The 26,820-nt window shown below is 62.2% G+C and carries 25 protein-coding genes and 1 tRNA gene; 4 read left to right on the forward strand and 22 right to left on the reverse strand.

Annotated elements, in window-relative coordinates; genetic code table 11:
- Positions 1-39: 39 nt before the first annotated feature.
- Genes NUX07_RS03035 through NUX07_RS03065 form a run of 7 tightly spaced genes read right to left on the reverse strand, consistent with a single transcriptional unit; the run spans position 40 to position 5,097 of the window.
- Positions 40-576, reverse strand: coding sequence for a demethoxyubiquinone hydroxylase family protein (locus NUX07_RS03035; protein WP_265528743.1), 537 nt, complete (start codon positions 574-576; stop codon positions 40-42).
- Complete coding sequence (locus NUX07_RS03040; protein WP_265528745.1) at positions 573-1,076, reverse strand: disulfide bond formation protein B; 504 nt, start codon at positions 1,074-1,076, stop codon at positions 573-575. The genes NUX07_RS03035 and NUX07_RS03040 overlap by 4 nt, the downstream gene beginning before the upstream one ends.
- Positions 1,076-2,419 (reverse strand): S41 family peptidase, encoded by a 1,344-nt coding sequence (locus NUX07_RS03045; protein WP_265528747.1) that lies wholly within the window; start codon positions 2,417-2,419, stop codon positions 1,076-1,078. The genes NUX07_RS03040 and NUX07_RS03045 overlap by 1 nt, the downstream gene beginning before the upstream one ends.
- 60 nt (positions 2,420-2,479) lie before the next feature.
- Positions 2,480-3,613: a murein hydrolase activator EnvC family protein gene (locus NUX07_RS03050; RefSeq protein ID WP_265528748.1), complete on the reverse strand. Its 1,134-nt coding sequence runs from the start codon at positions 3,611-3,613 to the stop codon at positions 2,480-2,482.
- The gene (locus NUX07_RS03055) at positions 3,610-4,047 is read right to left on the reverse strand and encodes a 23S rRNA (pseudouridine(1915)-N(3))-methyltransferase RlmH (protein WP_265528749.1); all 438 of its coding nucleotides are present in this window, start codon (positions 4,045-4,047) and stop codon (positions 3,610-3,612) included. Before NUX07_RS03055 ends, NUX07_RS03050 begins: the two co-directional genes overlap by 4 nt.
- Positions 4,048-4,058: 11 nt before the next feature.
- Entirely contained in the window at positions 4,059-4,451 is a 393-nt protein-coding gene (gene rsfS, locus NUX07_RS03060; protein ID WP_265528750.1) for a ribosome silencing factor, read from the reverse strand.
- A 43-nt stretch (positions 4,452-4,494) separates the two neighbouring features.
- Positions 4,495-5,097 (reverse strand): nicotinate-nucleotide adenylyltransferase, encoded by a 603-nt coding sequence (locus NUX07_RS03065; RefSeq protein ID WP_265528752.1) that lies wholly within the window; start codon positions 5,095-5,097, stop codon positions 4,495-4,497.
- A gap of 49 nt (positions 5,098-5,146) precedes the next feature.
- Here NUX07_RS03065 and NUX07_RS03070 point away from each other — a divergent pair, with 49 nt between their 5' ends.
- Positions 5,147-6,286, forward strand: a complete 1,140-nt coding sequence (locus NUX07_RS03070; protein ID WP_265528753.1) for a DUF3667 domain-containing protein — start codon at positions 5,147-5,149, stop codon at positions 6,284-6,286.
- Here NUX07_RS03070 and NUX07_RS03075 read toward each other — a convergent pair.
- From NUX07_RS03075 to NUX07_RS03110, 8 genes are all read right to left on the reverse strand, one after another.
- Entirely contained in the window at positions 6,283-6,654 is a 372-nt protein-coding gene (locus tag NUX07_RS03075) for a hypothetical protein (RefSeq protein ID WP_265528754.1), read from the reverse strand. The two genes, NUX07_RS03070 and NUX07_RS03075, sit on opposite strands and share 4 nt — an antisense overlap.
- Positions 6,655-6,715: 61 nt before the next feature.
- Positions 6,716-8,674, reverse strand: coding sequence for an ATP-dependent zinc metalloprotease FtsH (gene ftsH, locus NUX07_RS03080; protein WP_265528756.1), 1,959 nt, complete (start codon positions 8,672-8,674; stop codon positions 6,716-6,718).
- A 68-nt stretch (positions 8,675-8,742) separates the two neighbouring features.
- Positions 8,743-9,717, reverse strand: coding sequence for a tRNA lysidine(34) synthetase TilS (gene tilS, locus NUX07_RS03085; RefSeq protein ID WP_265528758.1), 975 nt, complete (start codon positions 9,715-9,717; stop codon positions 8,743-8,745).
- A gap of 7 nt (positions 9,718-9,724) precedes the next feature.
- A complete protein-coding gene (locus tag NUX07_RS03090; protein ID WP_265528759.1) occupies positions 9,725-10,615 on the reverse strand; it encodes a tetratricopeptide repeat protein in 891 nt (296 codons plus the stop codon).
- A gap of 63 nt (positions 10,616-10,678) precedes the next feature.
- Positions 10,679-11,635 carry a helix-turn-helix domain-containing protein gene (locus NUX07_RS03095; RefSeq protein WP_265528760.1) on the reverse strand — a complete coding sequence of 319 codons (957 nt, stop codon included), beginning with the start codon at positions 11,633-11,635 and terminating at the stop codon, positions 10,679-10,681.
- Between the two features lie 67 nt (positions 11,636-11,702).
- Complete coding sequence (ptsP, locus tag NUX07_RS03100; protein ID WP_265528762.1) at positions 11,703-13,964, reverse strand: phosphoenolpyruvate--protein phosphotransferase; 2,262 nt, start codon at positions 13,962-13,964, stop codon at positions 11,703-11,705.
- Positions 13,965-13,997: 33 nt separating this feature from the next.
- Positions 13,998-15,053 carry an NAD(P)H-dependent flavin oxidoreductase gene (locus NUX07_RS03105; protein WP_265528764.1) on the reverse strand — a complete coding sequence of 352 codons (1,056 nt, stop codon included), beginning with the start codon at positions 15,051-15,053 and terminating at the stop codon, positions 13,998-14,000.
- Between the two features lie 9 nt (positions 15,054-15,062).
- Positions 15,063-16,238: an aspartate kinase gene (locus tag NUX07_RS03110; protein ID WP_265528765.1), complete on the reverse strand. Its 1,176-nt coding sequence runs from the start codon at positions 16,236-16,238 to the stop codon at positions 15,063-15,065.
- A 27-nt stretch (positions 16,239-16,265) separates the two neighbouring features.
- Between NUX07_RS03110 and ubiG the strand changes: the two genes are divergently transcribed.
- Positions 16,266-16,985 carry a bifunctional 2-polyprenyl-6-hydroxyphenol methylase/3-demethylubiquinol 3-O-methyltransferase UbiG gene (ubiG, locus tag NUX07_RS03115; RefSeq protein ID WP_265528766.1) on the forward strand — a complete coding sequence of 240 codons (720 nt, stop codon included), beginning with the start codon at positions 16,266-16,268 and terminating at the stop codon, positions 16,983-16,985.
- Here the strand turns inward: ubiG and NUX07_RS03120 are convergent.
- From NUX07_RS03120 to NUX07_RS03150, 7 genes are all read right to left on the reverse strand, one after another.
- A complete protein-coding gene (locus NUX07_RS03120) occupies positions 16,982-17,653 on the reverse strand; it encodes a glutathione S-transferase family protein (RefSeq protein ID WP_265528767.1) in 672 nt (223 codons plus the stop codon). The two genes, ubiG and NUX07_RS03120, sit on opposite strands and share 4 nt — an antisense overlap.
- A gap of 79 nt (positions 17,654-17,732) precedes the next feature.
- Positions 17,733-18,182, reverse strand: coding sequence for a hypothetical protein (locus NUX07_RS03125; protein WP_265528769.1), 450 nt, complete (start codon positions 18,180-18,182; stop codon positions 17,733-17,735).
- A gap of 67 nt (positions 18,183-18,249) precedes the next feature.
- Positions 18,250-19,302 carry a DUF2059 domain-containing protein gene (locus NUX07_RS03130; RefSeq protein ID WP_265528770.1) on the reverse strand — a complete coding sequence of 351 codons (1,053 nt, stop codon included), beginning with the start codon at positions 19,300-19,302 and terminating at the stop codon, positions 18,250-18,252.
- Positions 19,303-19,319: 17 nt separating this feature from the next.
- Positions 19,320-19,772 carry a DUF2059 domain-containing protein gene (locus NUX07_RS03135; RefSeq protein ID WP_265528771.1) on the reverse strand — a complete coding sequence of 151 codons (453 nt, stop codon included), beginning with the start codon at positions 19,770-19,772 and terminating at the stop codon, positions 19,320-19,322.
- 117 nt (positions 19,773-19,889) lie between these two features.
- The gene (locus tag NUX07_RS03140) at positions 19,890-20,717 is read right to left on the reverse strand and encodes an undecaprenyl-diphosphate phosphatase (protein ID WP_265528773.1); all 828 of its coding nucleotides are present in this window, start codon (positions 20,715-20,717) and stop codon (positions 19,890-19,892) included.
- 6 nt (positions 20,718-20,723) lie between these two features.
- A complete protein-coding gene (locus NUX07_RS03145; RefSeq protein ID WP_265528774.1) occupies positions 20,724-21,662 on the reverse strand; it encodes a complex I NDUFA9 subunit family protein in 939 nt (312 codons plus the stop codon).
- An 87-nt stretch (positions 21,663-21,749) separates the two neighbouring features.
- Complete coding sequence (locus tag NUX07_RS03150) at positions 21,750-22,079, reverse strand: PilZ domain-containing protein (protein ID WP_265528776.1); 330 nt, start codon at positions 22,077-22,079, stop codon at positions 21,750-21,752.
- Positions 22,080-22,303: 224 nt separating this feature from the next.
- Between NUX07_RS03150 and NUX07_RS03155 the strand changes: the two genes are divergently transcribed.
- Together NUX07_RS03155 and NUX07_RS03160 are read left to right on the forward strand one after the other, a co-directional pair.
- Positions 22,304-22,390 (forward strand) — tRNA-Leu (locus NUX07_RS03155).
- A gap of 550 nt (positions 22,391-22,940) precedes the next feature.
- Positions 22,941-26,759, forward strand: coding sequence for a hypothetical protein (locus NUX07_RS03160; protein WP_265528777.1), 3,819 nt, complete (start codon positions 22,941-22,943; stop codon positions 26,757-26,759).
- Positions 26,760-26,820 lie beyond the last annotated feature (61 nt).

Genomic DNA, 26,820 nt, shown 5'->3' on the forward strand with positions numbered 1-26,820 from the left:
TTCCTTTCGTGACGCCAAGGCAGGGCCAAGCCCTGATAGCTAAATTCGTTTCGACAGCGCAATTGCTGCCTTGCAGCCCAGCCGGATCACGCCGGTCAGCACGGGATAGGCAATCGCTTCTTCGCTGCCATGTTCGCGCGCCGTGTCGCGATGTTCCAGTTCTTCTTCGCGGAACTGTGCGATATCCGCGCTGAGTTCGGGGTCGCTGTCGCCCAGCTGTTCCAATTGTTCGGCATAGTGAAGGTCGATCTCGGTTTCGACCGCATCGGTGCAGGCCATTGCAGCCTTGGGGCCAATGAGCGCGGTCGCTGCGCCCAGCGCAAAGCCGGCCACTTCCCAGAAGGGCTGTAGCGCCGTCGGGCGCACGCCGCGCTTGGCGATAAGTTCGTTAAAGCGGGCAAGGTGGCGTTCTTCCTGCGCGGCCATCTTGGCGATTTCATGCGCAGTGGGACCGCGATCACCCAGAACGGCCAATTGGCCGGCATAGATGCGGGTCGCGCCATATTCACCGGCCTGGTCGACGCGGATCATCGCATCGACGTCGGGTTTCGCATCGCCGGGTTGCCACGCGCTCATCGCGATCCTTTCTTCACGCCGATCAGGATCAATAGCGCCCCGATCAGCGAAATAGTTGCATTCCATGCGGCTAATGACAGTCCCATGAACGACCAAGGGATCTGGTCGCAGCGGACGATCGGCGCGGCCATGATCTCGGCCAGAAGGTCATCGGGATTGGTGGTGCCGCCGCCGACGGCGGTAGAACAGCCGGTAATACCTTCCCACCAGCCTTGCTCGACACCCGCGTGAAAGACACCGATGGCGCCCGATGCGGCGATGGCCAGCGCGGCGAGGATGACGAGCGGCGTGCGCGCCTTGGGCACGACGAAAGCAAGAATGGCAAAGCCGATGGCGATGGCATGCGGCCAGCGCTGCCAGATGCACATCTCGCACGGGTAGAGCCCGCCGACAAATTGCGAAAGAAGCGCGCCGCCCAGCAACCCGGCCGGGATCAGCAGGGCAAGCGCTCGGGCGCCAGCTGGGCTCAAGAGCCCTTTCGGCTCACGCTTTGCGAGCATTATTTGCGGCCTGCTACCTTGGTGGTGCGCGTGAGCGAGGCGACGCGATTGAGCGTCTTCACTGCGTAATGGAGCTGGTAATCTTCGATGCCCGCTTCTTCGAGCTCTTCGGCCTTGGCCGAATAGCGCGGATCGCGCTTGTCGCCGTCGTCTTCGAGGACTTCATCCTCAACGCCCTTTTGCGCCACGAGATGGCGGCGAAGATCAGCTTCGCGCAGCCGCGGGCGGCTGAAATAATCGGGGTCGGTCAGCTGGGGCACGATGATGTCGGGTTCGATCCCGCCAGCCTGCACCGACTTGCCCGACGGCGTGTAATAGCGCGCCGTGGTGAGGCGCAGCGCGCTTTCGGGGCCGGTCTGGATGACGGTCTGCACGCTGCCCTTGCCGAAGCTGCGTTCGCCCATGACCACGGCGCGGCGATGGTCCTGCAGGGCCCCGGCGACGATTTCGGACGCCGATGCCGAGCCAGCGTCGATGAGGACGATCAGCGGACGGCCTTCGGTCAGATCGCCGCGGGTGGCGTAGAAACGCTCGATGTCGCGCTTGTCGCGGCCGCGTTCGGAAACAATCTCGCCGCGCTCGAGGAAGGCGTCGGAAACTTCGATCGCCTGGTCGAGCAGACCGCCCGGGTTGGACCGCAGGTCGATGACATAGCCAGCGGGCTTGCGGCCGAGCGAGCGTTCGATCGAGCGGATCGCATCTTCCACGCCATCGCCGGTGGCGGCGCTGAAGGCGTTGATGTTGATAACGCCGATATCGTCGACGATTTCCCATTTGACGGGCTTGAGTTCGATGATCTCGCGCGTGATTTCGACGTCGAACGGGGCATCGGCGCCGGGACGGACCACGGTCAGCGTGACCTTGCTGCCCGGCGCGCCGCGCATCTGTTCAACGGCCTCATCCAGCGTCAGGCCGAACAGGAGGTCGCCGTCGAGATGGGTGATGAAGTCGCCCGCCTTCAATCCAGCGCGATCGGCGGGGGTGTCTTCGGTCGGCGTGACGACGACGACAGCACCGTCCTGCTGGCTGACGGTCAGGCCCAGGCCGCCATAATTGCCGTCGGTGGACAGGCGCATGTTGGCGAAATCGGAGGCTTCGACATAGCTGCTGTGCGGATCGAGCGCGGCGAGCATCCCGTCGATGGCGCCCTTGATCAGCGTATGATCATCGACCTCTTCGACATAGGATTCGCGCACCCGCTGGAAGACGGCGAGGAAGTTTTCAAGCTCGCGATAGGTATCGACATCCTGCGCCGCGACCGTCGCGGTCGTCGTCGGAATGGCCGCCAGCGCGCCGACCACGGCAAGCGGCGGCAGGATACGGGCGAGCGTCTTGTTCTTCATGTGAAGTCCCTTTTGCACATCTTCACCAGCAATCTAGCGCGGTTTTGCCTTATCTAACAATCATTTCGATGAACCTGCGATGATTGCCGCCGAACGGGGTGTCCCGCTTTGCCACAGTTCGAGCGTCACCTCGCCGCGGGCCCGCCCGATCGCGGCGCCGGCGCCGATTTTGTTACCGGCTTCAAGCGGGCTCGTCACGCCGGTCAAAAGGCTGGCCCAGCCATCGCCGTGATCGATGATCAGGACGCCGTCATAACCCCGAAAAGGGCCGGAAAAGGTGACAGTGCCCGCCGCCGGTGCCACCAGCGCAGCGCCGCGGCGGGTGGCAAGCGTAAGCCCGCGGCTTCGAATACCGCCTTCGCGCAAGGTGGCGAAGCCCTCGCTAACGGCGGCATCGCTAGGCATGCGATAGTTTTTCGGGCCGCGGGGTCGATCGGGATCGGCGGACGAGGGTCGGGGCGGTGCCGGATCATATTGGGCGAGCGCCCGCGCCTGCACACGGGTCATCGCGCGCGATTGTGCGGTTTGCCCGAGTTCGGCGAAGTTTTCCGCGACGGCGAGGCTCTGGCGTTCGGCGCTGAAGGCGGCATCGGCGAGCGCCTGCGCATTGGCCCGCGCTTCGGCCTCCTGCTCGGCAAATTGCGCCCGCGCTGCATCGCGGCGTTCGCGCCGGTCGGCGATCGCCGCCTGCTGCTTTTCCGCTTCGTCTGCCAGCGCGCGCGTTTTTGCGGCATCGGCTTCGATGGCAGCGCTGCGGCGTTCGATCTCGGGAAGGCTGGCATCGATCAGCATCTGGACGCGCACCAGCTCGTCGACCGAACCGCTGTCCGCTAGCGCCAGCAAAGGCGGCTGGCGGGCCATCGTCGCCAGACCTGCGAGCAGGCGCGCGATTGGCGCTTTTTCCGCCTCGAAAGCGGCCTCGTGCGCGGCAAGGCGGGCCCTGATTTGTTCGAGCCGCAAAGTTTCTTCGGTCAGCCGCAATTCGTCGGCGGCGATTTCTTCGGCAAGGGCCGCGCGCCGCGCTGCGAAGGCTGCTGCCGAATCGCTTGCCGCGTCGGCTTGGGCGCGCAATGCGGCGGCGCGCTTTTCCGCCGCGCGGGCTTCGGCCTGAGCGCTGGAAAGGCGTTGCGAGACATCCTGAGCCCCCGCTGCACCGATGAGCAGCGCAAAAAGCGCGAGCCACCAATACCTCACCTTGCGCCCTCGCGATGATATGGGTGTCCCGACAGGATAGCGACAGCGCGGAAGAGCTGCTCTGCCAGCATGGCGCGGCACATCATGTGCGGCCAGGTGGCGGGGCCGAAGGAAAACAGCAGGTCGGCGCTGTCGACCACTTCTTGCGCATGGCCATCGGCGGCACCGATCAGGAAGCGCGTTTCGCGCACGCCTTCATCGCGCCAGCGACCGAGCAGGTTGGCGAACTTGACCGAAGTCATCGTCTTGCCGCGCTCATCGAGCACCACCGTCTTGGGCGCCGCGGCGCCGGTATCGGCAACGGGGATCGAGCCGCCTTCGTCAGGCAGCTCGGTCACCTTGGTCTTCCACTGGATACGGTCGAGATAACGCTCGACCAGGTCGGCTTCGGGAGAGCGGCCAATCTTGCCCCGTGCAATGATGTGCAACTGCACGGGGAAAAGCCTTACGCGTTGCCCGGCGGCGTGGCGGCGGCATCGTCCCCGAACGCCCACATGCGTTCGAGATTGTAGAAGCTGCGCACTTCGGGCCGGAACAGGTGGACGACAACATCGCCAGCATCGATCAGCACCCAGTCGGCGACCGGCAGGCCTTCGATGCGCGCGATGAGGCCGGTTTCGCGCTTGATCCGCTCGGCCAGCTTGGTGGCCATCGCCGCAACCTGGCGCGTCGAGCGACCCGACGCGATCACCATGTGATCGGCGATCGAGCTTTTCCCGGACAGCGGGATCGTCACCACTTCTTCGGCCTTGTCGTCATCGAGGCTCTTGAGCACGAGGTCGTGCAGCGCTTCGACTTCGGGATCGACGGGCAGGGAAGGCGAGGCGGTATCGGTCATGGTCTCAAGCTCGGGCAAGGGTCCTCCAACAGGAAAAGACGCATCAGCCCGCCGCCTTTTTGCGGTAGGCCAGATGCCAGTCAGGGTGAAGCGCACGCAGGGCGGTAGCGGATGAATTATCGGGCGGTAGACGCAGGAACGTGATCGCCGGACTTCTCCATTCTGTCCACTCTTTCGCCGTGGATGCGGGGCGGACGAACCACCGCAGCCAGCCCATCGCGCGTGCCGTGCGGGCATCGCTCTTATACCCCGGGCGAGTCATGACTGCAATCGGGATGCTTCTGGCCAGCCCGCGCCAGTCTTTCCACTGATGAAAATTGGCAACACTGTCTTCGCCCATCAACCAGATGAAATCATGGTGAGAAAAGTGGCGCTGGATCGCCGATATGGTGTCGATCGTGTACTGCGTGCCTGCCTGCACTTCGAAATCGGACACCATGATCGGCGCGCGCGCCGCCATCTCGCGAGCAGAGGCCAAACGGGCCTCGTAAGGCGCCATGTCCTTGTCGGATTTGAGCGGATTTTGCGGACTGACGAGCCACCATACGGCATCGAGCCCGAGCGCTTGCAATGCCGCCAGGCTGGCCTTTCGATGGCCGATATGCGCCGGGTTGAAGCTGCCGCCCAGGAGGCCGATTTTCGCCATATCCAGCGCGCTAGCACGAAGTTCTTGGACCGCGCCAGCACGTCGGTGTATGAGGGTATTACGTCACCAATCGGGGGAACGGATGAGCGGCGTCGATGCAGCAGGCGAAATTATCGGAGGCGGGCTCGCCGGCCGCGCGGTCGAGCACGAGCTGTCGACCGACGAAAAAGGCCATGGCGATCGGCCTCCCAATTGCCTCAATTGCGGCACGCCGTTGGTCGACGACTTCTGCCATCATTGCGGCCAGAAAGCGCACATCCACCGCACGCTGGGCGGTCTGCTCCACGACATCGTCCACGGAGTGCTGCATCTCGACGGGAAATTCTGGAATACGCTGCCCAAGCTGGTGTGGAAGCCGGGCCAGCTGACCCGCGACTATATCGAGGGCAAGCGGGCGCGCTACATCAGTCCCATCGCCTTCTACCTTTTCACGGTGGTCGCGATGTTTGCGCTGGTCGTGTCTATTGGCGACCTCGACAACGCCGACATCAAGCTCACAGCAGACGCCAGCGACATCGAGACAATAGAGGAAGCCGAAACAGCGCTCATAGAACTCGATGCCAATATCGCTGAACTAGAGGCGCAAGACTTTCCCGGCGTCGGTGGCGCGATAGCCGGAATCAAGGCGCAGCGAGATGCCACGCGCGAGCGGCTGGTGGAATTGGGCGGCACAGTGCCAGACATCGCAGCGAATACCGGGGAAGAGGACAACGAAATCGTCCAAATGGCCGGCCCCAACAAAAGCGAATATGAGGGGACTTGGTATGAAGGGATTGCGGCCGGATTCGACAGGGCAACTGACAATCCGGCGCTGTTTCTCTACAAGGTGCAGACGACCAGCTATAAGTTGAGCTGGCTGCTGATCCCGCTGTCGCTCCCCTTCATGTGGCTGCTCTTTCCCTTCTCGAAGCGGTTCCGGATGTACGATCACGCGGTGTTCGTGACCTATTCGATCAGTTTCATGATGCTGATGGTGATCATCGTGGGGCTGGTGGCCAAACTCGTCGAACCCGATCTCGCGATCGTCGTGGCGCTAACCTACGCGCCGGTGCACATCTATCGTCATATCAAGGGCACTTATGAGCTCAGCCGATTGTCGGCCATTTTGCGCACGGCGGCGTTATCCATCATCACCTGGACCGTGCTGGGCATCTTCCTGGGGCTGATGTTCGCGCTGGGTGCGCTTTAGGTGCAGGGATATTTCTGCGCGAGCACGCGCGTCATCATTTCCTGGCTGTCGATCTTGCGACGCTCTGCTTCGGGTATCATCTCGACACGGCGGATAAGCTCGCCCGATCCCATTGTCTGTTCGCCCTCGGGCGCGCAAAAACGAGGCTTTCGCCCCGCAGCCTTGTTGGCACGGGCCTCGGCGCGCGCGGCATCCGCAGCGGCCTGCAGCTCCTCACGTATCTCCCGGAATTCCGGGGTTACCAGCGCCAGCGGGCCCTGCGCCTTGAGCGCGACCCCCGCCTCGTAGAGCCTCTGCGCATTCATGTCCTGCGCGCTCGCGGGAGTGGCGCAGAGCGTGGCCAATCCGATCAGCAGACAAACGCGCATCAGCAAACTCCTACTCGCTGCAAACCTTTAGTTCGCAACGCGCTGAATACGGGTTTAACAGTCAGGCAGTTGCGGGGCCGCCGAGGCCGCCTTTCTTGGGGCGCTTGGCCTTGGGGATCGAGCTGCCGGCGGTCGGGATAACCGGACCGGTCGAGCCGCCGCGATCGATCGTGCCGCCGCTAAGGACGGTATTGATCTCGTCGCCCGACAGCGTCTCATATTCGAGCAAGGCCTGCGCGAGCGTTTCCAGCTCATCGGCGTGCTCGGTGAGGACCTGCTTGGCGCGATCGTAGCCCTGATCGATGATCCGGCGGATTTCCTTGTCGATCTTCTGCTTGGTTTCCGCGGCGACATTCATGCCCTGGCTCTGCGAATAGCCAAGGAAGGTTTCGCCCTGCTGCTCTTCGTATTGCACCGGGCCCATTTCGTCCGACATGCCCCACTGGGTGACCATGTCGCGCGCCAGCTTGGTCGCATACTGGATGTCGCCCGAAGCGCCCGAAGACACCTTGTCGTAGCCGAAGATCAGTTCCTCGGCGACGCGCCCGCCCATCGAGACGGCAAGGTTCGCGTGCATCTTGTCGCGGTGGTAGCTGTACTGGTCCCGCTCGGGCAGGCGCATGACCATGCCAAGCGCGCGGCCGCGCGGGATGATGGTCGCCTTGTGGATCGGATCCGATGCAGGCTCGTGCAGCGCGACGATGGCGTGACCGGCTTCGTGATAGGCGGTCATCTTCTTCTCGTCCTCGGTCATGACCATCGAGCGGCGTTCCGCGCCCATCATGACCTTGTCCTTGGCTTCCTCGAACTCACTCATGGCGACGAGGCGCTTGCCCTTGCGCGCGGCCAACAGCGCGGCCTCGTTGACCAGATTGGCAAGGTCGGCACCCGAAAAGCCCGGCGTTCCGCGTGCAATCACGCGCGCGTCGACGTCGGGCGCCAGCGGCACTTTGCGCATGTGCACGTGCAGGATTTTCTCGCGGCCCTCGATATCCGGGCGCGGGACGACGACCTGGCGGTCGAAACGGCCGGGGCGGAGCAAGGCCGGATCGAGCACGTCGGGACGGTTGGTCGCGGCGATGATGATGATGCCTTCATTGGCATCGAAGCCGTCCATTTCGACCAGTAGCTGGTTCAAGGTCTGTTCGCGCTCGTCATTGCCGTTGCCGAGGCCCGCGCCGCGATGGCGACCGACCGCGTCGATTTCATCGATGAAGATGATGCAGGGTGCGTTCTTCTTGGCCTGTTCGAACATGTCGCGCACGCGGCTGGCGCCGACGCCGACGAACATTTCGACGAAGTCGGAGCCCGAGATGGTGAAGAAGGGGACGCCCGCTTCGCCCGCGATGGCGCGGGCGAGCAGCGTCTTACCCGTACCCGGCGAACCGACGAGCAGCGCACCCTTGGGGATTTTGCCGCCAAGCCGGGCGAACTTGCCCGGATCCTTGAGGAATTCGACGATTTCTTGCAGCTCTTCGCGGGCTTCATCGATGCCGGCGACGTCTTCGAAGGTCACCTTGCCCTTGGCTTCGTTGAGCATCTTGGCCTTCGATTTGCCGAAGCCCATCGCGCCGCCGCCTGCATTTTTCTGCATCTGGCGGATGACGAAGAAGGCGATGCCGAGGATCAGGATGAAGGGCAGCGACTGGTAAAGCATGATCTGCCAGAAGCTGGCCTGCTTTTCCTCGCGCACCTGGAAGGCGACGCCATTTTCCTGGAACGTGCTTGCATAGTCGGCATTGGCCGGGGCGATGGTGACAAACTTGGTGCCTTCACGCTCGCCCGAGATACGCGTGGATGCGGAATTTGATTCGGCCACGTTGACCGACCGGATCTTGCCCTCTTCGACATCGCTCATGAATTCGGAATAGGGAATCTGCTCGCCAGCTTCGTTCCCGCTGGTGCCCGACAGGGCCTGCACGAAGAGCACCATGCCGAAAATGATCGCCACCCAGACGATCAGTGATTTCGTCCAGTTGCTTTGCGGCGGCTGCTGCTGCGGATCGGGCTTTTGTTCCATAATTCCAGTCCAATAAACGGGGGCGACCCCTAAGATAGGGTTTCTTGCGCTGCGCTACAATAAGTGGGCTATACGGTCTTTCTGGGCGGCGCCTTGGTGAGGTGCCACCGCCCGTCGATCATCTCGACGAGTAGCTTGCCCAAGATTGCCTTTCCACCGCCTTTCAAACGCGCCATTGCGCGTTCGAGGTCCGGGCCGCGGGGGCTCCGGTCGCCCAGGCGGTCGAAGCCTGCCAGCAGCAGTCGGCGCGCGACTTCATCGGGCAGTCCGCGCGTATCGATGACGAGCCCGTCCCGATCGGCAACGAGACGCTTTTGGGCGAGCGTGGCGGTGAGCCATTGCAAGGCCTCATCGGCCTGTTGCAGATGGCGCGCGCTGTTGGCGTATTGCCGCGCGTCGCCAAAGCCGCCCTCCTTGAGCGCGGTCCGCAGCTGCACCCGATCGAAGCGGTCATCGTCGTTCATCGGATCGTTGGCAACGGGCAGGCCTGCGCGCATGACTAGTGCCATCAGCAGGACCTTTTCCCAATCAAGTAATGGCCGCACCAGCGTGACCTTGTCGCCGAGCGGTCGCCGTTCCCGGATGCCTGACAGTCCCGAGAGGCCCGCGCCGCGCGCCAGCCGCATCAGCAGTGTTTCGGCCTGGTCGTCGGCATGATGTGCCGTTGCCACGAACGCGAGCTCGTTTCGTTCGGCCCAGTTACCGATCATGGCGTAGCGCATCTTGCGCGCCGCAGCTTCGATATTGGCGTCAGGGACGCCCTCGCCCCACTCGGCCTTGAGAATGGTGTGCGGAATGGAATGAGCCAGGCAGATCGCCGCGACGGTCTTCGCTTCCTGCGCGCTTTCGGATCGCAGCGCATGATCGACGGTAACGGCCTGCACCATGCCTGGCCGCGCCGCGTTGGCAAGCAGCAGCAAGGCGAGACTGTCGGGCCCTCCGGAAACGGCAAGGCCGACCGCCTGAGTTGTCGGAACCAGCCGATCAAGCGATGCGCTAAAGCGATCGACCGCGACCTGATCGGGCATCAGGTCCTTGCTCATCGGGCGACTAGCTGCAGTTGGCGCGGGCCCGGGCGTTGGGCAGGCGTTCGCGCAGATATTCGCGCACGCTGCTGCCGTAGACTTCCTCGAGCTCGTCATAGGCACGGCAGGCCTGGCCGGGCTGGTTCAGTTCCATCAACGCCTGGCCGAGGAAGAAGAGGCTGTCGGCGGCGCGCTCACCCTTGGGATCATTGCGATAATTGGCGAGCAGCGCCTCGGCGGCCGCGCGCGGCTGGCCGCTGTCGAGAAGGGCGCGGCCGATCAGATTGCGCGCCCAGCTGACACGGCGGTGGCCGGGAAAGCTCGTTTCCATGGCCCGCAATACCGTGATCGCGCGCTGGTTATTGCCGTCATTCCACAGGCGGTAGCCTTCGATATAGGCTTCTTCGCCGGCGAGCTCGAAATTAGGGTCGTTGCTCGCGATCGCTGCGATGGGTTCATCGTCGTTGGCAGGCGTATCGATATCGCCGCCCACCGGCTCGTCATCGGTTTCGAAGCGCGGCGTGGAAACGAGCGGCGGATCGTCCTCTTCAGCGGGAGCGGCCGGGCGAGCTACCATCTCGCCGCGCAGCCGCGCGATTTCGGCTTCCATCTGCCCGAGGCGGTATTGGCTTTCCTGGCTTTCACGAATCAACGTGGCCAGCTGGCGTTCGAGCGTGTCGACGCGGCCGGTAAGGATGTCGACCGATTGCCGGGTGGCAACGGGCTCGTCGTAAAAGCCCGCGGTGTCGGCAGGGCGGCCTTCCGGATAGACCTCTTTCTGCATCTGACGCACCTGGCGCTCCAGCCGCTCGATCCGGTCGCGATTTTCTCGCTCCCGTCGGCTGTCGCTTTCCTGCGCAAAGGCAGGCTGCACGACGAACAGGGTGGCGAGAATGGCGATGAGAAGTCTTTTCATGGGAAATCCGATAGTTTGAGTCGCTCTACTGTGTCTTGGCGAGCCTGAAGCCCGCGTGAATCATTAGCCGGTCGCACCGCCATCGCCAGCATCGTCAGTGGCCGCTTCTTCCTGAGCGGCAGTCGGCGGCGGCGGCGGGGGTTCTTCCGCAGGTGGTGCCGGCCGGGCTGACCTTGCCAACGGACGTGGCGAGGGTTGAGCCGAGGGCGGGATGGCGCGCGGTGCTGGCACCGTGGTGCTGCCCGCTGCAGCCGCGCGCGGGCCGCGCAGCAGGTCGGGCGGCAGCAGGCTGACGCCCGTCACGCGTTCGCCATCGGGCCCCACCTGCGGCGCATCGTTGCGACCGACGAGGATACGCAGGCCTTCCGGCCGTGCGGTTTCCAGCATCGGCGCGACCGCATCGAGCGGCACGGTATAGCTGTTGTTGGGCCCGAGTTCGGTTTCGACGAGGGTCTCGCCGCCGTCGGTAATACGCACCCATACCGGACTATCGGCCATCAGCATGACGCGCTGCGCGGTGACGACGGCGTCGTCGGCAGCATCGCTTTCGGCTTCTTCTTCGGGTCCGATCGTGCTCAGCGCGGGGGGCTCCGCCCCTTCGGCACCAAGCAGGCTGCGCTCGGTATAGAAGACGAAGAAAACGATCGCTGCGATCAGCGCGAGGATCGCGCCCCATACCAACCATCTTGGCATCGAGCGGTTGGGATCGACCGGTTCGAAGCCGGTCTGTTCCTCTACGCGCGGAGCAAATCCGTCCATTTCCTCGCGCAGCTGAGCCGATACCTCTTCCACGTCCATGTCGAGGACGCGGGCGTAATTCTTGGCGAAGCCCATCGAATAGGTGGGCGCGGGCAGATCGGCATAATTGCCGGTTTCAAGATTATTGAGGTGGCGTTTGGGAATCCGCGTTGTCGCCGCGACGTCGTCGATCGACAGATCCTTGGCCTCGCGCGCTTCCTTGAAGCGCTGGCCGAGCGGCACGATGTTCGGCAATTCTTCCTGTTCGAGCTCTTCGTCCATCAGCCACTCCCTTTGGCGCCACTGTTGAAAGGCAAGGCCGCGCTGTCAACGCGAAAAGGGCAAGGCCTTAGCTCAAATCAACCGCTTGCTGCCGCGCCCAGTCGATCACGGCCTCGCGGAACATCTTCGGCGGGTCGGCCAGCAGGCTTTCGAACTCGCGGCGTGCAGCGCCGGCATCGAGCGAATGGATCATTGCTTTCAGGGGGCCAAGCGCGGCCGGCGTGACCGAAAAAGCTTCCATCCCGATGGCAATAAGCGCCAGCGCCTCGGGCGGGCGCCCGCCCATTTCGCCGCAGACGCGAACAGGGACGTCGGCCGCCTTGCACTGGTCGACGATGCGTTTGAGAAAGCGCAGGATCGAGGGACTGAGCCAGTCATAACGCTCGGCCAGACGCGGATCCGCGCGGTCGGCGGCGAAAAGAAATTGGGTCAGGTCATTGGTGCCGATCGACAGGAAATCGATCCGCGGCAGCAGCTGGTCGAGCATTTCGGCGAGGCTTGGAACCTCGAGCATGCAGCCATATTCGATGACCGTCGGCAGCACGCGCTTGCGATCGCGTAGCCATTTCACCTCTTTTTCAAACAGTTGGCGTGCTTCTTCGAATTCCCAGGGTTCGGAGACCATGGGGAACATGACGCGCAGATGGCGCCCGCCCGCGGCTTCGACCAGCGCGCGGGCCTGCGCCTTCATCAGTGCCTTGCGGTCGAGGCTGAGCCGCAGCGCACGCCAGCCCATCGCCGGATTTTCGGCCTCGTCCTTCTCGTTGAGATAGGGCAGCGCCTTATCGCCGCCGATGTCGAGCGTGCGGAAGATGACGGGCCGGTCGCCGGCAGCGTCAAGCACGTCCTTGTAGAGTTTCTGCTGGCTTTCGCGGCCGGGCAGGCGCGCGGCGATGAGGAACTGGAATTCGGTGCGGAAGAGCCCGATCCCCTCGGCGCCGTTGGCGGCAAGCTGCGCGGCATCTTCGGGCAGGCCGGCATTGACCATCAGCTGGATGCGCTGACCATCGATCGTTTCGGCAGGCTGGTCCTTTAGCGCGGCATATTCGGCGCGGCGTTTGGCCGTTGTCGCCATGCGCATATCGAAACTGTCGATGGTGGTGCGCGACGGGCGGACGCAAATCGTTCCCTGATCGCCATCGACGAGGATCTCATCTCCGTCATTGGCGATGTGACGGATGTCCTCGATCTTGCCGACCGTCGGCACGCCCATCGCCCGCGCGACAATGGTGACGTGGCTGGTGAGCGAGCCTTCCTGGAGTACCACGCCCTTCAGGCGGCGTCGGTCATATTCGAGCAGTTCGGCGGGCCCGAGATTGCGGGCGATCAGGATCGTGTCCTCATCGAGCCCGGTCTGCGCCGCCGTCGTCATCCGCCCGGCGACGATGCGTAGCAGGCGGTTCGACAGGTCCTCGAGATCGTGCATCCGCTCGGCAAGCAAGGGATCGTCGATTTCCTTCATTCGCGTGCGCGTATGCTGCTGCACGCGTTCGATCGCCGCTTCTGCGGTCAGGCCGCTGTCGATGGCTTCGTTGATGCGCCGCGCCCAGCCCTCGTCGTAGGCGAACATCTTGTAGGTCTCGAGGATCTCTTCATGCTCGCCCGTGGTGCCGAATTCGGCATCGCGCGTCATGTTGTCGATCTGTTCGCGCATCTTGCGGAAGGCCGCATAAACACGCGCACGTTCGGCCTCGGTATCTTCCGCGACCGTATGTTCGACGGTGACCTTGGGCTGGTGGAAGACCGCCTTGCCGCGCGCCATGCCGGTGACGAGCTGGAGCCCGCCCAGCTGCTGTTCGCCCGAAGACCGGCTCCGTCCGCGCGTACCATCGGCAATGCCGGCATTGGCCAGCATTTCGCTCATCACCATCGCGACGGTCTGCAGCGCCTCGATCTCGACGTCCTGGTATTTGCGGCTGTCTTCGTGCTGCACGGTGAGGACGCCGATCGGCTCCTCGCGGCGCACGATGGGGATGCCGGCAAAGCTGTGGAAATGTTCTTCGCCCGTTTCGGGGCGATAGGAGAATTGCGGGTGCGCGCTGGCTTCTTCGAGGTTGAGCACGCGGGTCTGCTCGGCGATCGTGCCGACGAGACCTTCGCCGAGGCCGAGGCGGGTCACGTGCACCGCTTCCTTGTTGAGACCGTGGGTCGCGTACAGCTCGAGCATGTTGTCGCGCATGACGTAGATCGAGCAGACCTCGCTCGCCATCTTCTCGGCGATCAGGTCGACGACATGGTCGAGCTTCGACTGCGCGGTGCCGCGCCCGGCCATCACGTCATGGAGGCCGGTCAGGATTTCGCGGGCGGAGGCGGCTGCGCTTTCTACCATGGCCTAGGGGCTAGCAGAGGCATGGCGCGGTGCCTAGCGAGTCTCCAGCGCGGCGGCGGCCTCGTCCACCAGTTCGGCGAGGATGTCGGCAACCGGTTCCTCTTTCTTGACCATGCCGACCGACTGGCCGGCCATCACGCTGCCGCTTTCGACATCGCCATCGATGACCGCACGCTTGAGCGCACCCGCCCAATAATGCTCGATCTGGAGCTGGGCTTCGGCCATTTCGACGCTGCCCTTGTCGAGCAGGTCGGCGACCTCGCGCTGCTTGGCGGCAAAATTTTCCATTTCGCGGTTCTTGAGCGCGCGGACGGGGATGACCGGCAGGCGCGGATCGATCTGGACCGACGGGACGGCATCACGCGCCGAGGCGCGAATGAACATCTTCTTGAAATTCTCGTGCGCGATGCTCTCGGTGGCGCAAACGAGGCGCGTGCCGATCTGGACGCCGACCGCACCCATTTCGAGATAGGCGGCGATCGCTTCTCCGCGACCGATACCGCCGGCCACGAAGACCGGCATTTCCTCGGCCATACTCGGCAGAATTTCTTGTGCGAGCACGCTAGTCGAAACCGGGCCGATATGACCGCCTGCTTCCATGCCCTCGACGACAAGCGCATCGACGCCAGAACGCTTCAGTTTCTTGGCGAGCGCAAGCGCGGGGGCAAAAGCGATCAGCTTGGCGCCGTTGCCCTTGATCCGCTCGATCGCCTTGCCGGGCGGAAGCCCGCCCGCCAGCACGATATGGCCGACTTCGTGACGCGCGCAGATGTCGATCAGCGCATCGAGATCGGGGTGCATGGTGATGAGATTCACGCCGAACGGCTTGTTCGTGCGCTTCTTGGTCTCGGCGATCTCGGTGTCGAGCAGTTCGGGCGTCATCGCGCCGCAGGCAATGACGCCGAAGCCGCCCGCATTGGAGATGGCGGACACGAGGTTGCGTTCGGACACCCAGCTCATCGCGCCGCCCATGATGGCGGTCTGGCACCCGAGGAAATCGGTACCGCGCTTCATCAGTTCGGCAAGCCGGGCAGCGCCTGTGCCGCCGGGCATCGGCCGGGGTTCCGCGATCAAACCTTCACCACTCATAGTATCTTCCTAACTGTCGAGCCCGAAGGCCGTATGGAGGGCGCGCACGGCGACATCGACGTGATTGTCGTCGATCAGCGCCGCGGCACGAATTTCGCCGCTCGAGGCCAGGTGTACCGCGATGTCGCGGTCGGCCAATACGGCATAGAATTTGGCGGTCAAATGCGGATCGGAACGCAGGCCCACGCCGACGATCGAGATCTTGGCGACGTCCTCGTTGGTGTCGATGCCGCCGGCACCTGCTTTTTCGAGCAGCGCGATGGCCTGCACCATCGAAGCGCGCGGCACGGTCAGCTTGAGCCCATCGTCCGATTGGCTCAGCATGTCAGCGGCAATCCCCGCATCGGCGAGCGCACCGGTGGCGGTAGCGATGCCGATGTCGCGCGCGCTCAAGAGCACTTCGCCCCGATCGGCGGCGATCCCGGCAATGGCGGTGCGTTCCATATTCTCTCCCAATTCGGCGACGATGCTCGTGCCCGGTACGTCCTCGAATGCGGACACGACCCGCAGCGGCATTTTCTCGCGCATGGCGAGCCCGACCGAGCGCACCTGCAACACCTTTGCCCCAGCGCCCGCCAGTTCGAGCATTTCCTCGAAAGTGATCGCGTCGAGCTTGCGCGCCTTTGGCGTCAGGCGCGGGTCGGTCGTGTAGACGCCATCGACGTCGGTGTAGATGTCGCAGCGATCGGCCTTCACGCCGGCCGCGATGGCGACCGCGCTGGTGTCCGACCCGCCGCGGCCAAGCGTCGCCAGCCGGCCATCCTCGGTCGCGCCCTGAAAGCCCGGAATGACGCAGATGGTGCCGTTGCCCAAGGCGTCCGAAAGCAGATCGCTTTCGATTTTTTCCACGCGCGCATTGCCGTGCACCCCGCTGGCCTTGACCAGCTGCCAGCCCATGAAGCTGCGCGCTTCGAGCCCGGCATTCTGCAACGTCATCGCGAGAAGGCCTGCGGTCACCTGTTCGCCGCTGGCAACGACAACGTCATATTCGCGCGGGTCGTGGGTGGCGGCGGCTTCCTTGCAGAACTGCACCAGCCGGTCGGTCTCCCCCGCCATAGCGGACACCACGACCAGCACCTCATCGCCATTGACAGCCTGGCGCGCGACGATGTCGGCGACATGGCGGATCCGCTCGATGCCTGCCATCGAGGTGCCGCCAAACTTCATGACAATGCGCTCGCCCATAGAACCCCAAGCTGGTAGGGAGCGGGCATGGCAAAGACAAGCATCCTCGATAAGGAAGCCGCCCATTTCGGCGGCATGGCCGACGACTGGTGGGACCCCAAGGGCAAGAGCGCGATGCTCCACAAGCTCAATCCTGTGCGGCTCGGCTATGTGCGCGACCAGGTCGACCAGCATTTCCACTGCGATGAATGCAGTTTCCGTCCGCTGGAGGATAAGAGCGCGCTCGATGTCGGCTGCGGGGCCGGGCTGCTGGCCGAGCCATTGGCGCGATTGGGCGCGAAAGTGACGGGCGTGGATGCTGCTGCCGAAGTGATCGAGGTCGCCAAGGCGCACGCCAAGGCTGCCGGGCTGGACATCACGTACAGCGCGGGCGGGGTCGAGAATATCGAGGGAGCCCACGATCTCGTGACCGCGATGGAAGTGGTTGAGCACGTGGCTGACCCGGCGGCCTTTGTCGCAGACCTGGAGGCGCGGGTCGCACCAGGCGGCCTGCTGATCATGTCGACGCCCAACAAGACGGCCTGGTCGCGGTTGCTGACGATCACGCTGGCCGAAGGCTTCGGCCGGATCCCGCGCGGCACGCACGACTTCGAACAGTTCCTGCCGCCCGAAGAGCTCTCTGCGCTGATCGAGGCCGCGGGCATGAAGGTGATCGACACGCGCGGCATCGCGGTGAGCCCGCTTCAAGGCTTCCACCTCAGCGAAGATACGCGGCTTAACTATCTGCTGACGGCGGTGAAGGCCTAGAAGTCGACCTTGTCGTAGTGGCTTGGCGGGACGATGCCGTCCATGCGTTCGCCGAGTAGCGGGCGGAAGCAGGGGCGGGACTTCATGACGCTATACCAGGCCTTGCTCTGGTCGTGCCCGCGCCAGTCGATGCCGCCCAGATAATCGACCACGCTGATCTGCGCCGCCGCGGCAAAATCGGCCAGGCTCAGCGAGTTGCCCGCCATCCAGCGGCGATGGTCGAGCAGGTAATCGGCATAATCGAGATAGGCGTTGGCCACGCGCATGGAATTGCGCAGTGCCATCGTGTCGGGGCTTTCATGCGTGACGATACGCTTGGTCATCCGCTCGTGCAGGATCGGGCCCGTGACGTCGCGGAAGAATTTGTCGTCATACCATTCGGTGAGACGGCGGATTTCGGCGCGCTGCGCAGCGCTGCCCTGGATCATCGGCGCCTTTTCCACCGTCTCGTCAAAATATTCGGCGATAGGCTGCGAACCGATCAGGACCACTTTTGCATCGGTTTCGACTAGCACCGGCGTTTCGGCGGCGGGGTTCAGGTCGACAAACTCGTCGCGCCGTTCCCACGGATGCTCTTTCACCAGTTCGTGCGCCACGCCTTTTTCGCCCAGCGCGAGGCGCACCTTGCGCGAAAAGGGACAAAGCGGGAATTGGTAGAGCTGCCACATAGGTCAACACCTACGGACGCGCGGTCCGCCCTTCAAGCAGGGGCAGCCGACTTATCCACCGATTATTCGAAAAAGCGGTTTAATCGCGTGCGATAGCTTCGAGTTCGCTGCGCAAGGTCTCGACGGCTGCCAGCAGCGCCGGCAGCGTGACGACGGCAGCATCAATACCCGCTTCGATGCGGGGTCGGTTCTCCGCGATGGCCATCGCCAGTTCGCCGCGGATTTCGCGCCCGTCCACATCAATCACATCGCCCAGTGTCCGGACACGATCCGCATCGGTGGGTTCACGGCCGTCGATCGCCGCCTCGATGTTACCGATCGGCAGCGTCTCGAGCACGGCGACGAGCGCTTCGGTGGAGCGCGCCGCTTTCTCGGGCAAATCCGGATCGTCGAGAATGCGGCCAAGGTCGGCGCGCACGCTTTGTTCGAACTGTTCGGTCACTGCTTCGTGATCGACTTCCTGCGCACTGGCAGGTGTCGCAACGCCAAGCCCGATGGCGGCGGCTGGGATCATCATGAGATAACGCATACGACTCGGAGCTCCCGAAAACTTGTTTGGGAACAACACGATAGCCGATTTGCCGCCAAAGTGAAGCCTATTCGTCGGTAGCCTCGGAAGCCAGCTCGGCGCGGCGGTCTGCTGCCTGCTGACGATAGTCGTCGGCCATGGCCTGATACTCTGCGGCCCATTCGTCGAGTTCCTCAGGCGTAGGCTGCCATTCGTCCTCCATGACGGCTTCTGCCTCGGTCTGGCATGTCTCGCGCTGGGCCTCGTCTTCGATTTCCGCGCAGGCTTCGGACGCTTCCGGTTCGGGGAACATCGGCGGCAGATGTGCCATGCGTTCTTCGAGCGCTTCGACGAGCGGCGGCGCCTTTTTGATCATGCCCGGAAAGCTCGCCATGATGCCGGCGAAATATTCGGGTTCGAATCCCACGGTGAAGATATTAGCGGCGAATTTTTCGCCCGCTGGCGTATCGGCAAAGGCAGCGATCTGCGCGAGCTCCGCCTTGGTGAAGCGATCGGCGAAGACTTGGATCAGCCCGGCGCGCACCGGCTCCTCGAATTCTTCGAGCACCGCGGGCAATTCCTTGTCCATGACGTCACGAAGGATCGCCAGGCGCTCATCGAAATGTTCGTCCTCGTCGCTGATCAGTCCGCGAATGGTGAGGTCGCCGTAGAGTGCGAGCATCAAATCGATACCGGCGTCGATGTCCTCAGGATTTCCGAAGAGTTCCTGGACGGCCTCGAGTTCCTCATTGCCGTCGGTGGCTTCCTCGTCAGCTTCCGCGCCCTCCTCGTCGTCGCCGGGAAGATCATCCTCGAGCGAAGCGAGGGCTTCCATTAGCGGCCCCATCTCGTTGACGTACAGCGCGATGACGGGCCGGAACGGCTCGGCCAGGTCGCGGATCGGGCTGTCGAGCATGCGATCGGCCCACGGTCCCAGCATGAAGTCGACCGCTGCCTCGGTGTTGCCCTTGGGCCAGTACAGATCGAGCGCGGCTTCGGCGAGCGCTAGTGTCTCGGCATCCTCCGCCGCCTCAAGCGCTTCCTGCTCGGCGTCCGCCACGACCGCGCCGGTCTCTTGTGCAAAGGCTGGGGTGGCAGTTGCGAGGATGATGGCGGTGGTACCGAACAACAGCGATTTCATGGATTTTCCCCCGATTTTCAGTTGGATGGCGATTCGAGGTGGCGCGCGATCACCTCCGTCAGTTCGGACTGCATGGCAGGCTGCGCTTCCATCATGAGACCCATCGTCAGCGCCAAGGTGTCCTGCATCATTGCCGGCATGGCGGCGTTGAAGCGTTTCATCACCGGATCGGCTTGCAGGACAGCAAGACGTTCCAGATCCTCGGCGCTCATGTTGGCGGCGTATATATGGGCGGTCGCGGTGCGTAGTTCGTCGAGGTTGTCCATGATGATATTGCGCGAATGGCGCTGCATCACCTCGGTCACGTCCTCGATAAGCTCCGGGCTGATGTCTTCCCCGCTTTGTTCGAGCATGGTGCGCACCTGCGTACGTTGTTCGACAACCATGCCATCGACGACGCGCGCCATTAGCTCGTCATAGTCCATCGCTTCGAGCAGCTTTTCGGCAGCTGCCAGACCTTCAGGCGACACCTCCTGAGCTTGGGCGAGTGCTGGACTGGAAAAGAAAGCGGTCATGGCAAGCAGCCATGCGGTCAAGGTACGAATGATCTGGTCCCCCCGGACAGGTTATCGAATGCTACACTTCAATCAGATTGCGCCTAGCCACACAAGGGCCGCGGCGCCGATCACGATGCGGTACCAGGCAAAGGGCGCGAAGCCGTATCGCGTCACGATGGCGATAAAGGCCTTCACCACCACGTACGCCACGATGAAGCTGATCAGCGCGCCAAGGCCGATCCAGCCAAAATCGTCGGCGACGAGATTTTCCCGATCGCGAAATAGCTGATACACGGTCGCGCCGGTCAGCGTGGGGACTGCGAGGAAAAAGCTGAATTCAGCGGCGGTGCGGCGATCGACGCCAAACGCCATCGCGCCCATAATCGTCGCGCCCGACCGGCTGACGCCGGGGACCATGGCGAGACACTGGACGAGGCCGATCAGCACCGACCGCTTGAAGCCCAGTGTGGCGACCGCGCCGCCGACCTGGTCTTCGGGAATGTCGGGGCGGGCAGGGGGGTTGGCGAGCTTTTCGATGACGAGAATGGCGATGCCGCCGATGATCAGCGCCCATGCCACTACCACCGCGTTGGCCAACAGCTTGTCGAGATGATCCGCGAGCAATACGCCAAGCACGACCGCCGGCGTAAATGCCACCAGCAGGTTGCGGGTGAAATAGAGCGCGTTCTTCGAACCTTCGAACAGGCCTTTGAGTACGCCCCAGAAGGTGCCCCAGTAGAGGATCACGACGGCAAGGATTGCGCCCGGCTGGATGGCGACGTTGAAGACTGCCCAGTCCTCGGCGTCGAACCCTAGAAGCTCGGTCGCGAGGATGAGGTGTCCCGTCGAGGAAACGGGCAGATATTCGGTGATGCCCTCGACGATGCCGAGGATGATGACGAGCCAGAGAATGGGCATGATGCGTTAGGCCGGCAACTGGTCTGCGAAGCGGCCGCCGCGCTTGTAGCGGCCAAGCCAGCTGGGTGCGACCTGGCCGAGCGGCGTCGGCGTGATGCCCATGTCGGCAAGCGTAGCCGCGTCGTCGCTGACGACATTGTCGCTTTGCAGCATGATCCACTGGTCGCCCGTCATCGGAGCGCCGGGCAGCCAGCCGAACTTGCTCATCAGCGAACCGAAGGCGTCGGGCAGGTCGATGACCGCAGGATGGCGTCCGGCAAGCCGCGCGATCTTCTGGTTGAGGTCGTGCATGCTGTACTGCTCGGGCCCGCCAATTTCATAGGTCTTGCCACCATGCGTCTTGGGATCGAGCGCGGCCTTGGCGATGGCCTTGCCCAAATCGCTGACATAGACCGGCTGGAACCTGGTGTTGGGCTTGAGCACCGGCAGCACCGGCATTGCCGCCATTTGCGCGAAGCGGTTGGTGAACTCGTCTTCCTGGCCGAACACGACACTGGGGCGAAGGATGGTGGCACCGGCAAAGGCGTCGCGCACCGCGTCTTCGCCGCGGCCCTTGGAGCTGCCATAGCGTGACGGCGCAGCGGGGTCGGCGCCGATGGCCGATATATGCACGACCGACTTGGCGCCCGCCTTCTTCGCTTCCTCGGCGACATTGCGCGCGCCATCGACATGCACCGCCTCCAGATCGCCGTTAAAAATGCCGACGAGGTTAATCACCGCGTCGGCGCCTTCGACAGCGCGCGCCACCGTGTCGGGCCGCGTAATATCGGCGCTCATCAATGCGACCTGGCCGACGCTGCCCAGCGGTTGCAACTTGTAAGCGCTCTTGGGCTTACGTTCGGCAACGCGCAGGCGCACGCCCGATTTCAGCAAGGCTTCTGCCGCATAGCGGCCGATAAAGCCGCCGCCGCCGAAAATGGTGACAAGTTGGGGAGTGTCGGACATCCCGTTTCCCTTTCAAAAACGCTTGGCTGCGTCTCTGATACAGGGGGGTGGGCAATGCAAGGGGGCTTAAGGAAGCAGCAGCCCCGTTTAGCCGTTACCGCGCATCTTTTTGGCGATCATGTCGAACACCGACGGGTAAAGCGGTTTGGTGAACGCGACGCCCGCGGTGAAGCGGTCGTTCCAGCAGATCTTGCTCTCGATCGCTTCGATCCCGGGCAGCGCAATCCAGACGGTCTCGCCGATGCGCGGCTCGTAGGACAGTTCGACGCGGCAACCGCCGGGCGACAGGTCGTGAATACGTGTGGGATAGCCCTTGGTGCCGGGATGGCGCGAACGCACGGTCCCTTCGAGCGCCACGCGATCTTGCTGGCGCGTCTTCTGGAGATTGGATTCCAACTTTCCCGTCGGCTTATTCACGTCATCTTCCTGTTCAACAACGAAATTTACCCGTGATTCACGAGCGGCATTAAACGGGAAAGGTTAATAACTGGTTGGCGCTGCTTGGTATTCACCACTGCAATGGCCCCGTTTTCGACGCTCGAATTCAAAAGGTACACGGCTGGTGCTCGCCAGAGCGCATTTGCACGGTTGACGCTGACGCGCCCGTCGCTTAATCGGCGCGGCCTACCCGATGTCCCTGTGCCCAGGTGGCGGAATTGGTAGACGCACCGTCTTCAGGTGGCGGCGCTCGAAAGGGCGTGGAGGTTCGAGTCCTCTCCTGGGCACCATTTGCACATTTCATTGCGCTTCAGTTCGGACCATAAGGCGCTGTAATCGCAGCAAAATAGCCGACTGCTGTGCTGCAGGTCGTTTCAATCCATTCCGCCTTATACCCATCCAAAGTGGGGTAGAATTTGGGGTAGACGACCATTCCCACTATACGGCAGCTTGTGCAATCAGTTGCATATAATCCGCCTGTCCGCTTTCCGACCCCATTTCGGACGTTCCGCGCAGTGGCTGCTATGCGCCCCATCCCGGTCATTGCGGCTCGCCTAGCGATTGCCTGAGAGCGGACAAGGTTACTAGCTTGGCCAAATGGCTTGGTTAGGGCCTTTCCTGCTGTCCGACGCCGAATTGTCGAACGGCAGCTTTCGCCAAGAGCCGACGGCGAGAGTTTTTTCCAACCCTACCCACATTCCGGCAACAGCTGGGCCGTTAGCGGAAAAACGGTTCTTAAACGAAATGGCGCAAAAGCGGCTAATCGGTAGGGGCGTTCCAAATCATTAAATCAAGAAACTCAATGGTTGCACGACTATAAGGGAATGCGATTGTACCACTATGATCAGTGAGACTCAGACAGCGACCGATGACAAGAGCAAAGCGCTGCTGATGCAGGAAATGCTAGAGGCTATGTGGGTCCCGCAAACGCCTGCGGAGGCGGTGTCGTTCGCTTCGGATGCCTTCCATTCTATTAGCAAACTAAAGAAGCACCAAACCGCTGCGGTCGTTGCCGGATTACTCACTGAACCGCGCTATCATGTCAACGCGGTCAGGCTTGATTGGCTCCTACGCCTCGTGCTCTCCATGGCTGACGGAAAGATCAAGCCCAGCAAGTCTAATATTGAAGCCATCCTCAACAGCTCCTTCGATGCCGCGCGCGTTGTCCGCCTAGAAGATCCGATCGAGGACTTCTTCTGTGATGCGGTGCCCACCACGCGTGGCGATTTCCTGATCTTTGGTGGCCACTGGGAACATGCGGCGGAATATACGGATACCGTCATCCAGGCATTCGAAGCACTGCCTGAAACAGACCTCACTAGCTATGCGCTCGATACAGCTTACAGCCTTTTGAAGCTGAGCGACGCGCTTGCCAAGCGCTCCAATGTGAAGCGCTACGCCTTCGAACCGGGCGAGCAATGGGCCAATATTGTGCTGCCACCTACGGAGAGGCTTCGGGCGATCGCACGGCGCGTGACGTTCTCGGACTCGGACCTCGGGAAACTCGGCATCTCGAAGGAAGAGCTCGCCCCGTTCATTCTCGACGAACAATTTCACCCTAATCTGCTCAATCCCATTCCTGGCGACAGTCCGCTTGAATTCCACCCGCTAGCATCGACAGCCAATGGCATCCTTGTTTTGAACCCAGGGGCGATGTCGCTCGCGGTCCGAGCGTTACTGATTCTCGCCGCCAAAAAGGAGGGCTTTGAAGCGGAGTTCTGTTACCGCTTGATGGTTGTCCAAGAGGCCTACTCTGAATGGACGGGCTTCTGGCCGACACGAGAAATCCAGTTGACGGGCCCGAGCAAGGACGGGCTGCGCGGCAGCGTATGCCGTTTCTCATCTGGCCGTTTTCTACACGTAATCCAGCTCCCTGTTTCACTCGCGGATTTCCCAAACGTGGCGTTTGGCAGTGTCGTTAGGATCGGCGAACAAACGACTCTGGCGATACAGGAAGACATCGAGCGTTTCTGGCAGCTCCTGAGTAAACAGGCGGATTATCGCGAGGCGATCACGGTCATTCTCATGGGTGGATGGGGCGGCGGCTACGCCTTCGCCCCCGAACTGGATGAGAGCAAGATTCCGTCAGGCTGGCGGTATTTGCCGCTATCGTTTGCCGAAGCCGCGCAGCTTGGCGCGTGCAAGGAAGGCAAGCTTCACAGCCTTTGGCGGGTCATCACTCAGGTCGAGCTGCTGGAAGGCCTCGGCTATCGGGTTGATAACGTCAATGGCACGTTGAACCTTTTCGGAAATTGGCGGGCCACAGACGGACAGGTGATCCCCGAGCACATGGTTGACATGGAACCACCGTGCAACGTCATGATGCCGATCAACGATCTCTTCGAACCGCGCGTCGAGTCCGCACGGAATAGAGATTTGCGAGCGCTCCCCTTTCCGGATGGCACGTTCAGGAAGGTTCAGCGCATTGACTGGGGGCCGGATGGCCTCAAACCCGTCTATGGAAGTATCGAAGATGCAATTGCACAGCGGCTCATCGGCGCAATTGCGCTAAGAGGCCAGGTCTGGTGGGTCGAAGCGGTACAGAACGGCACGGAACCTGTCTCCTTTGAGTGGCTCTATCAGGTCTGGAATGCCGCCATGCAGTGGTTGGCTCAGGTTGCGCCGCAAATTCTGGATGAATTCGGAAATCGTCTGGGTGGCAATCCCCGCTATGTCTGCATCGAAACGGAAGAAGGTGAAGGCACGCAGCATGGGAAAATTGTGGGCGACACTGACCCAGTCCAGCATATCCAGGCATCCACGGATACAGACGGTACTCGAAAAGTCCGATTGGGAGCACAGTGGATTGAGGGGCTCTGGCAAACCGAGAACAAGGCGGAACGGGCTTTCGCCGTAACACTACTTGAACAACTGCTGAAAGATGGCGAAGGCTGCCCCACGAGGGATGAAATCTCGCAGAGTGTCTCGCGTTGCATCCCTTCCCCGGACTGGCGTTGGCTCCATGCGGGTGAAGCTAAATCCGTGATGGAAAGGATGTCAGCCGGAGGACTGATCGAGAAATTCCGCAAGATCCCGCTATCAGCTTCCTCGCTGGTAAAGTGCGGCTCCGTGTGGAGATTCCATAGCCGATCGGACGGCTACGAATTTAAGGGCGAAGAGGCATGCAGGGGCTTTCTTAGGTCCTACTACGATTTTGTGCTTGGCGAGTTAATCGAGCACATCAAGGGCTTCAACAGAGAGCAACTGATCCAAGCTTCTGCGCAGCGATACCAAGCGGCACGAAATGAACAGCGAATTTGGCGGACGAGCATTCGCGCATTGCGATCGATCAGGGGGCAAGCCGCCGACTTGGCAGCTATGCAGCGCCAAAACGAAATCAACGCCGTTCAGCGAGCATCGAAAACCATCTGCGAAATTGCTGCATGTGAAGCGCCCGACAGCGGCGGGGCACATGCCAGCCGCGAAGACCTGGACGAGATGTTTGCGCGCGCACTGCTGCTATTCGGAAATGGGCAGCTCTACGCAACAATCAGGGCCGGTCTAGTGCCGCCGCACCTCAAGATCAGCCCTGGCGGCGACCTGATGAGCGATCGGTCAGTCTTCGAGAAAACCTTGCTTCCCGCGACCGAGCGCCTCCATGCCAAAACGTTGGACGAAGCGTCTGAAGGTTATGCAGTAAGGGCTGAAAAACCGGCCCCTTCACAAGAGGACGGAATACCTTGGGACAAGGACTTTCGCCAGGCGATTGAAGCAGAGTTTTCGACTTCCCCAGAGGCCTTGGTCGATCTGGCTCCGGCCTTGCTGCAATTGGCGGAAAAGCGGGGTGAAGGCGCATTCACGATCAAGCGATCGGAAATCGCCGCTAAGCTCGAAGGGAACAAGGACTATCCGCAGGGTAATATCGCCGCCATGCTGGAACGGCTGACACTCAAACGGCGTGAAAATTGGGGCAAGGAAGAGGACTGGCTGATACCTAGAGACCTTGATCTTTCGAGGTTCGATAGACCGAACTCCCTGATCAATCGCCCTCTTCTGGCCCTGAGCGATGGCGACGATCCTGTCGTGCTGATCGCACCGATTATAATCAGCGACGCGCTCATGTATGCCGTCGGAACCATGCATGAAGGTAGCATGCATGGAGAGTTCTGGTCATCATCAGAAGCCCGAAAGTATGCAGGGCGCCGTGCGGACGAGCTGGGCCGAGAGTTCGAGGACGAGGTGGCAGACACGCTAAATGGTCTGGGCCTGCAAGCATCAACGCGCAGGACGGTGAATGACCTCCTACAACAGGGTTTGGACACAGACTTGGGCGATGTCGATGTTTTCGCCATCAGTGCCGATCAGTCGAGAGTGTGGGTCATCGAGGCAAAGAACTTGCGGCTATGCCGGACTGAGTCTGAGGTCGCGGCACGCATGACCGAGTACCGAGGTCAATCGCGACCTGACAGGAAAGGCGTAGAAAGACCGGACAAAATGCTAAGGCACCTCAACCGCGTTCGGCACTTAAGGAATCATGCACAAGAGCTCGGTCAACGTCTCGGACTACCTGCTGCGCCAGAAGTTGAAGGCCTGATGGTTGTCGATGCGCCGCAACCGATGAACTTCCATATGTTTGACGATAGCCCTGATGCGCGATCGTGCATGCTGGATGACGTTGCATCGGCAATCGCGCGTCCGACCGCATCCACTTCTTCGTGATGGCCGTGAGACAGCTTCACTTCCCGGCACCGGGATAAACGACACCTTGCGGATCAGGCGA

This window comes from Sphingomicrobium marinum (genome assembly GCF_026157105.1).
GTDB lineage: Bacteria > Pseudomonadota > Alphaproteobacteria > Sphingomonadales > Sphingomonadaceae > Sphingomicrobium > Sphingomicrobium marinum.

Coding starts and splice junctions, on each gene's coding strand:
- NUX07_RS03035 (WP_265528743.1), bottom strand. CDS start 576: ATGAGCGCGTGGCAACCCGGCGATGCGAAACCCGACGTCGATGCGATG.
- NUX07_RS03040 (WP_265528745.1), bottom strand. CDS start 1,076: ATGCTCGCAAAGCGTGAGCCGAAAGGGCTCTTGAGCCCAGCTGGCGCC.
- NUX07_RS03045 (WP_265528747.1), bottom strand. CDS start 2,419: ATGAAGAACAAGACGCTCGCCCGTATCCTGCCGCCGCTTGCCGTGGTC.
- rsfS (WP_265528750.1), bottom strand. CDS start 4,451: ATGACCGATACCGCCTCGCCTTCCCTGCCCGTCGATCCCGAAGTCGAA.
- NUX07_RS03065 (WP_265528752.1), bottom strand. CDS start 5,097: ATGGCGAAAATCGGCCTCCTGGGCGGCAGCTTCAACCCGGCGCATATC.
- NUX07_RS03070 (WP_265528753.1), top strand. CDS start 5,147: ATGAGGGTATTACGTCACCAATCGGGGGAACGGATGAGCGGCGTCGAT.
- NUX07_RS03075 (WP_265528754.1), bottom strand. CDS start 6,654: ATGCGCGTTTGTCTGCTGATCGGATTGGCCACGCTCTGCGCCACTCCC.
- ftsH (WP_265528756.1), bottom strand. CDS start 8,674: ATGGAACAAAAGCCCGATCCGCAGCAGCAGCCGCCGCAAAGCAACTGG.
- tilS (WP_265528758.1), bottom strand. CDS start 9,717: ATGAGCAAGGACCTGATGCCCGATCAGGTCGCGGTCGATCGCTTTAGC.
- NUX07_RS03090 (WP_265528759.1), bottom strand. CDS start 10,615: ATGAAAAGACTTCTCATCGCCATTCTCGCCACCCTGTTCGTCGTGCAG.
- NUX07_RS03095 (WP_265528760.1), bottom strand. CDS start 11,635: ATGGACGAAGAGCTCGAACAGGAAGAATTGCCGAACATCGTGCCGCTC.
- ptsP (WP_265528762.1), bottom strand. CDS start 13,964: ATGGTAGAAAGCGCAGCCGCCTCCGCCCGCGAAATCCTGACCGGCCTC.
- NUX07_RS03105 (WP_265528764.1), bottom strand. CDS start 15,053: ATGAGTGGTGAAGGTTTGATCGCGGAACCCCGGCCGATGCCCGGCGGC.
- NUX07_RS03110 (WP_265528765.1), bottom strand. CDS start 16,238: ATGGGCGAGCGCATTGTCATGAAGTTTGGCGGCACCTCGATGGCAGGC.
- ubiG (WP_265528766.1), top strand. CDS start 16,266: ATGGCAAAGACAAGCATCCTCGATAAGGAAGCCGCCCATTTCGGCGGC.
- NUX07_RS03120 (WP_265528767.1), bottom strand. CDS start 17,653: ATGTGGCAGCTCTACCAATTCCCGCTTTGTCCCTTTTCGCGCAAGGTG.
- NUX07_RS03125 (WP_265528769.1), bottom strand. CDS start 18,182: ATGCGTTATCTCATGATGATCCCAGCCGCCGCCATCGGGCTTGGCGTT.
- NUX07_RS03130 (WP_265528770.1), bottom strand. CDS start 19,302: ATGAAATCGCTGTTGTTCGGTACCACCGCCATCATCCTCGCAACTGCC.
- NUX07_RS03140 (WP_265528773.1), bottom strand. CDS start 20,717: ATGCCCATTCTCTGGCTCGTCATCATCCTCGGCATCGTCGAGGGCATC.
- NUX07_RS03145 (WP_265528774.1), bottom strand. CDS start 21,662: ATGTCCGACACTCCCCAACTTGTCACCATTTTCGGCGGCGGCGGCTTT.
- NUX07_RS03160 (WP_265528777.1), top strand. CDS start 22,941: ATGATCAGTGAGACTCAGACAGCGACCGATGACAAGAGCAAAGCGCTG.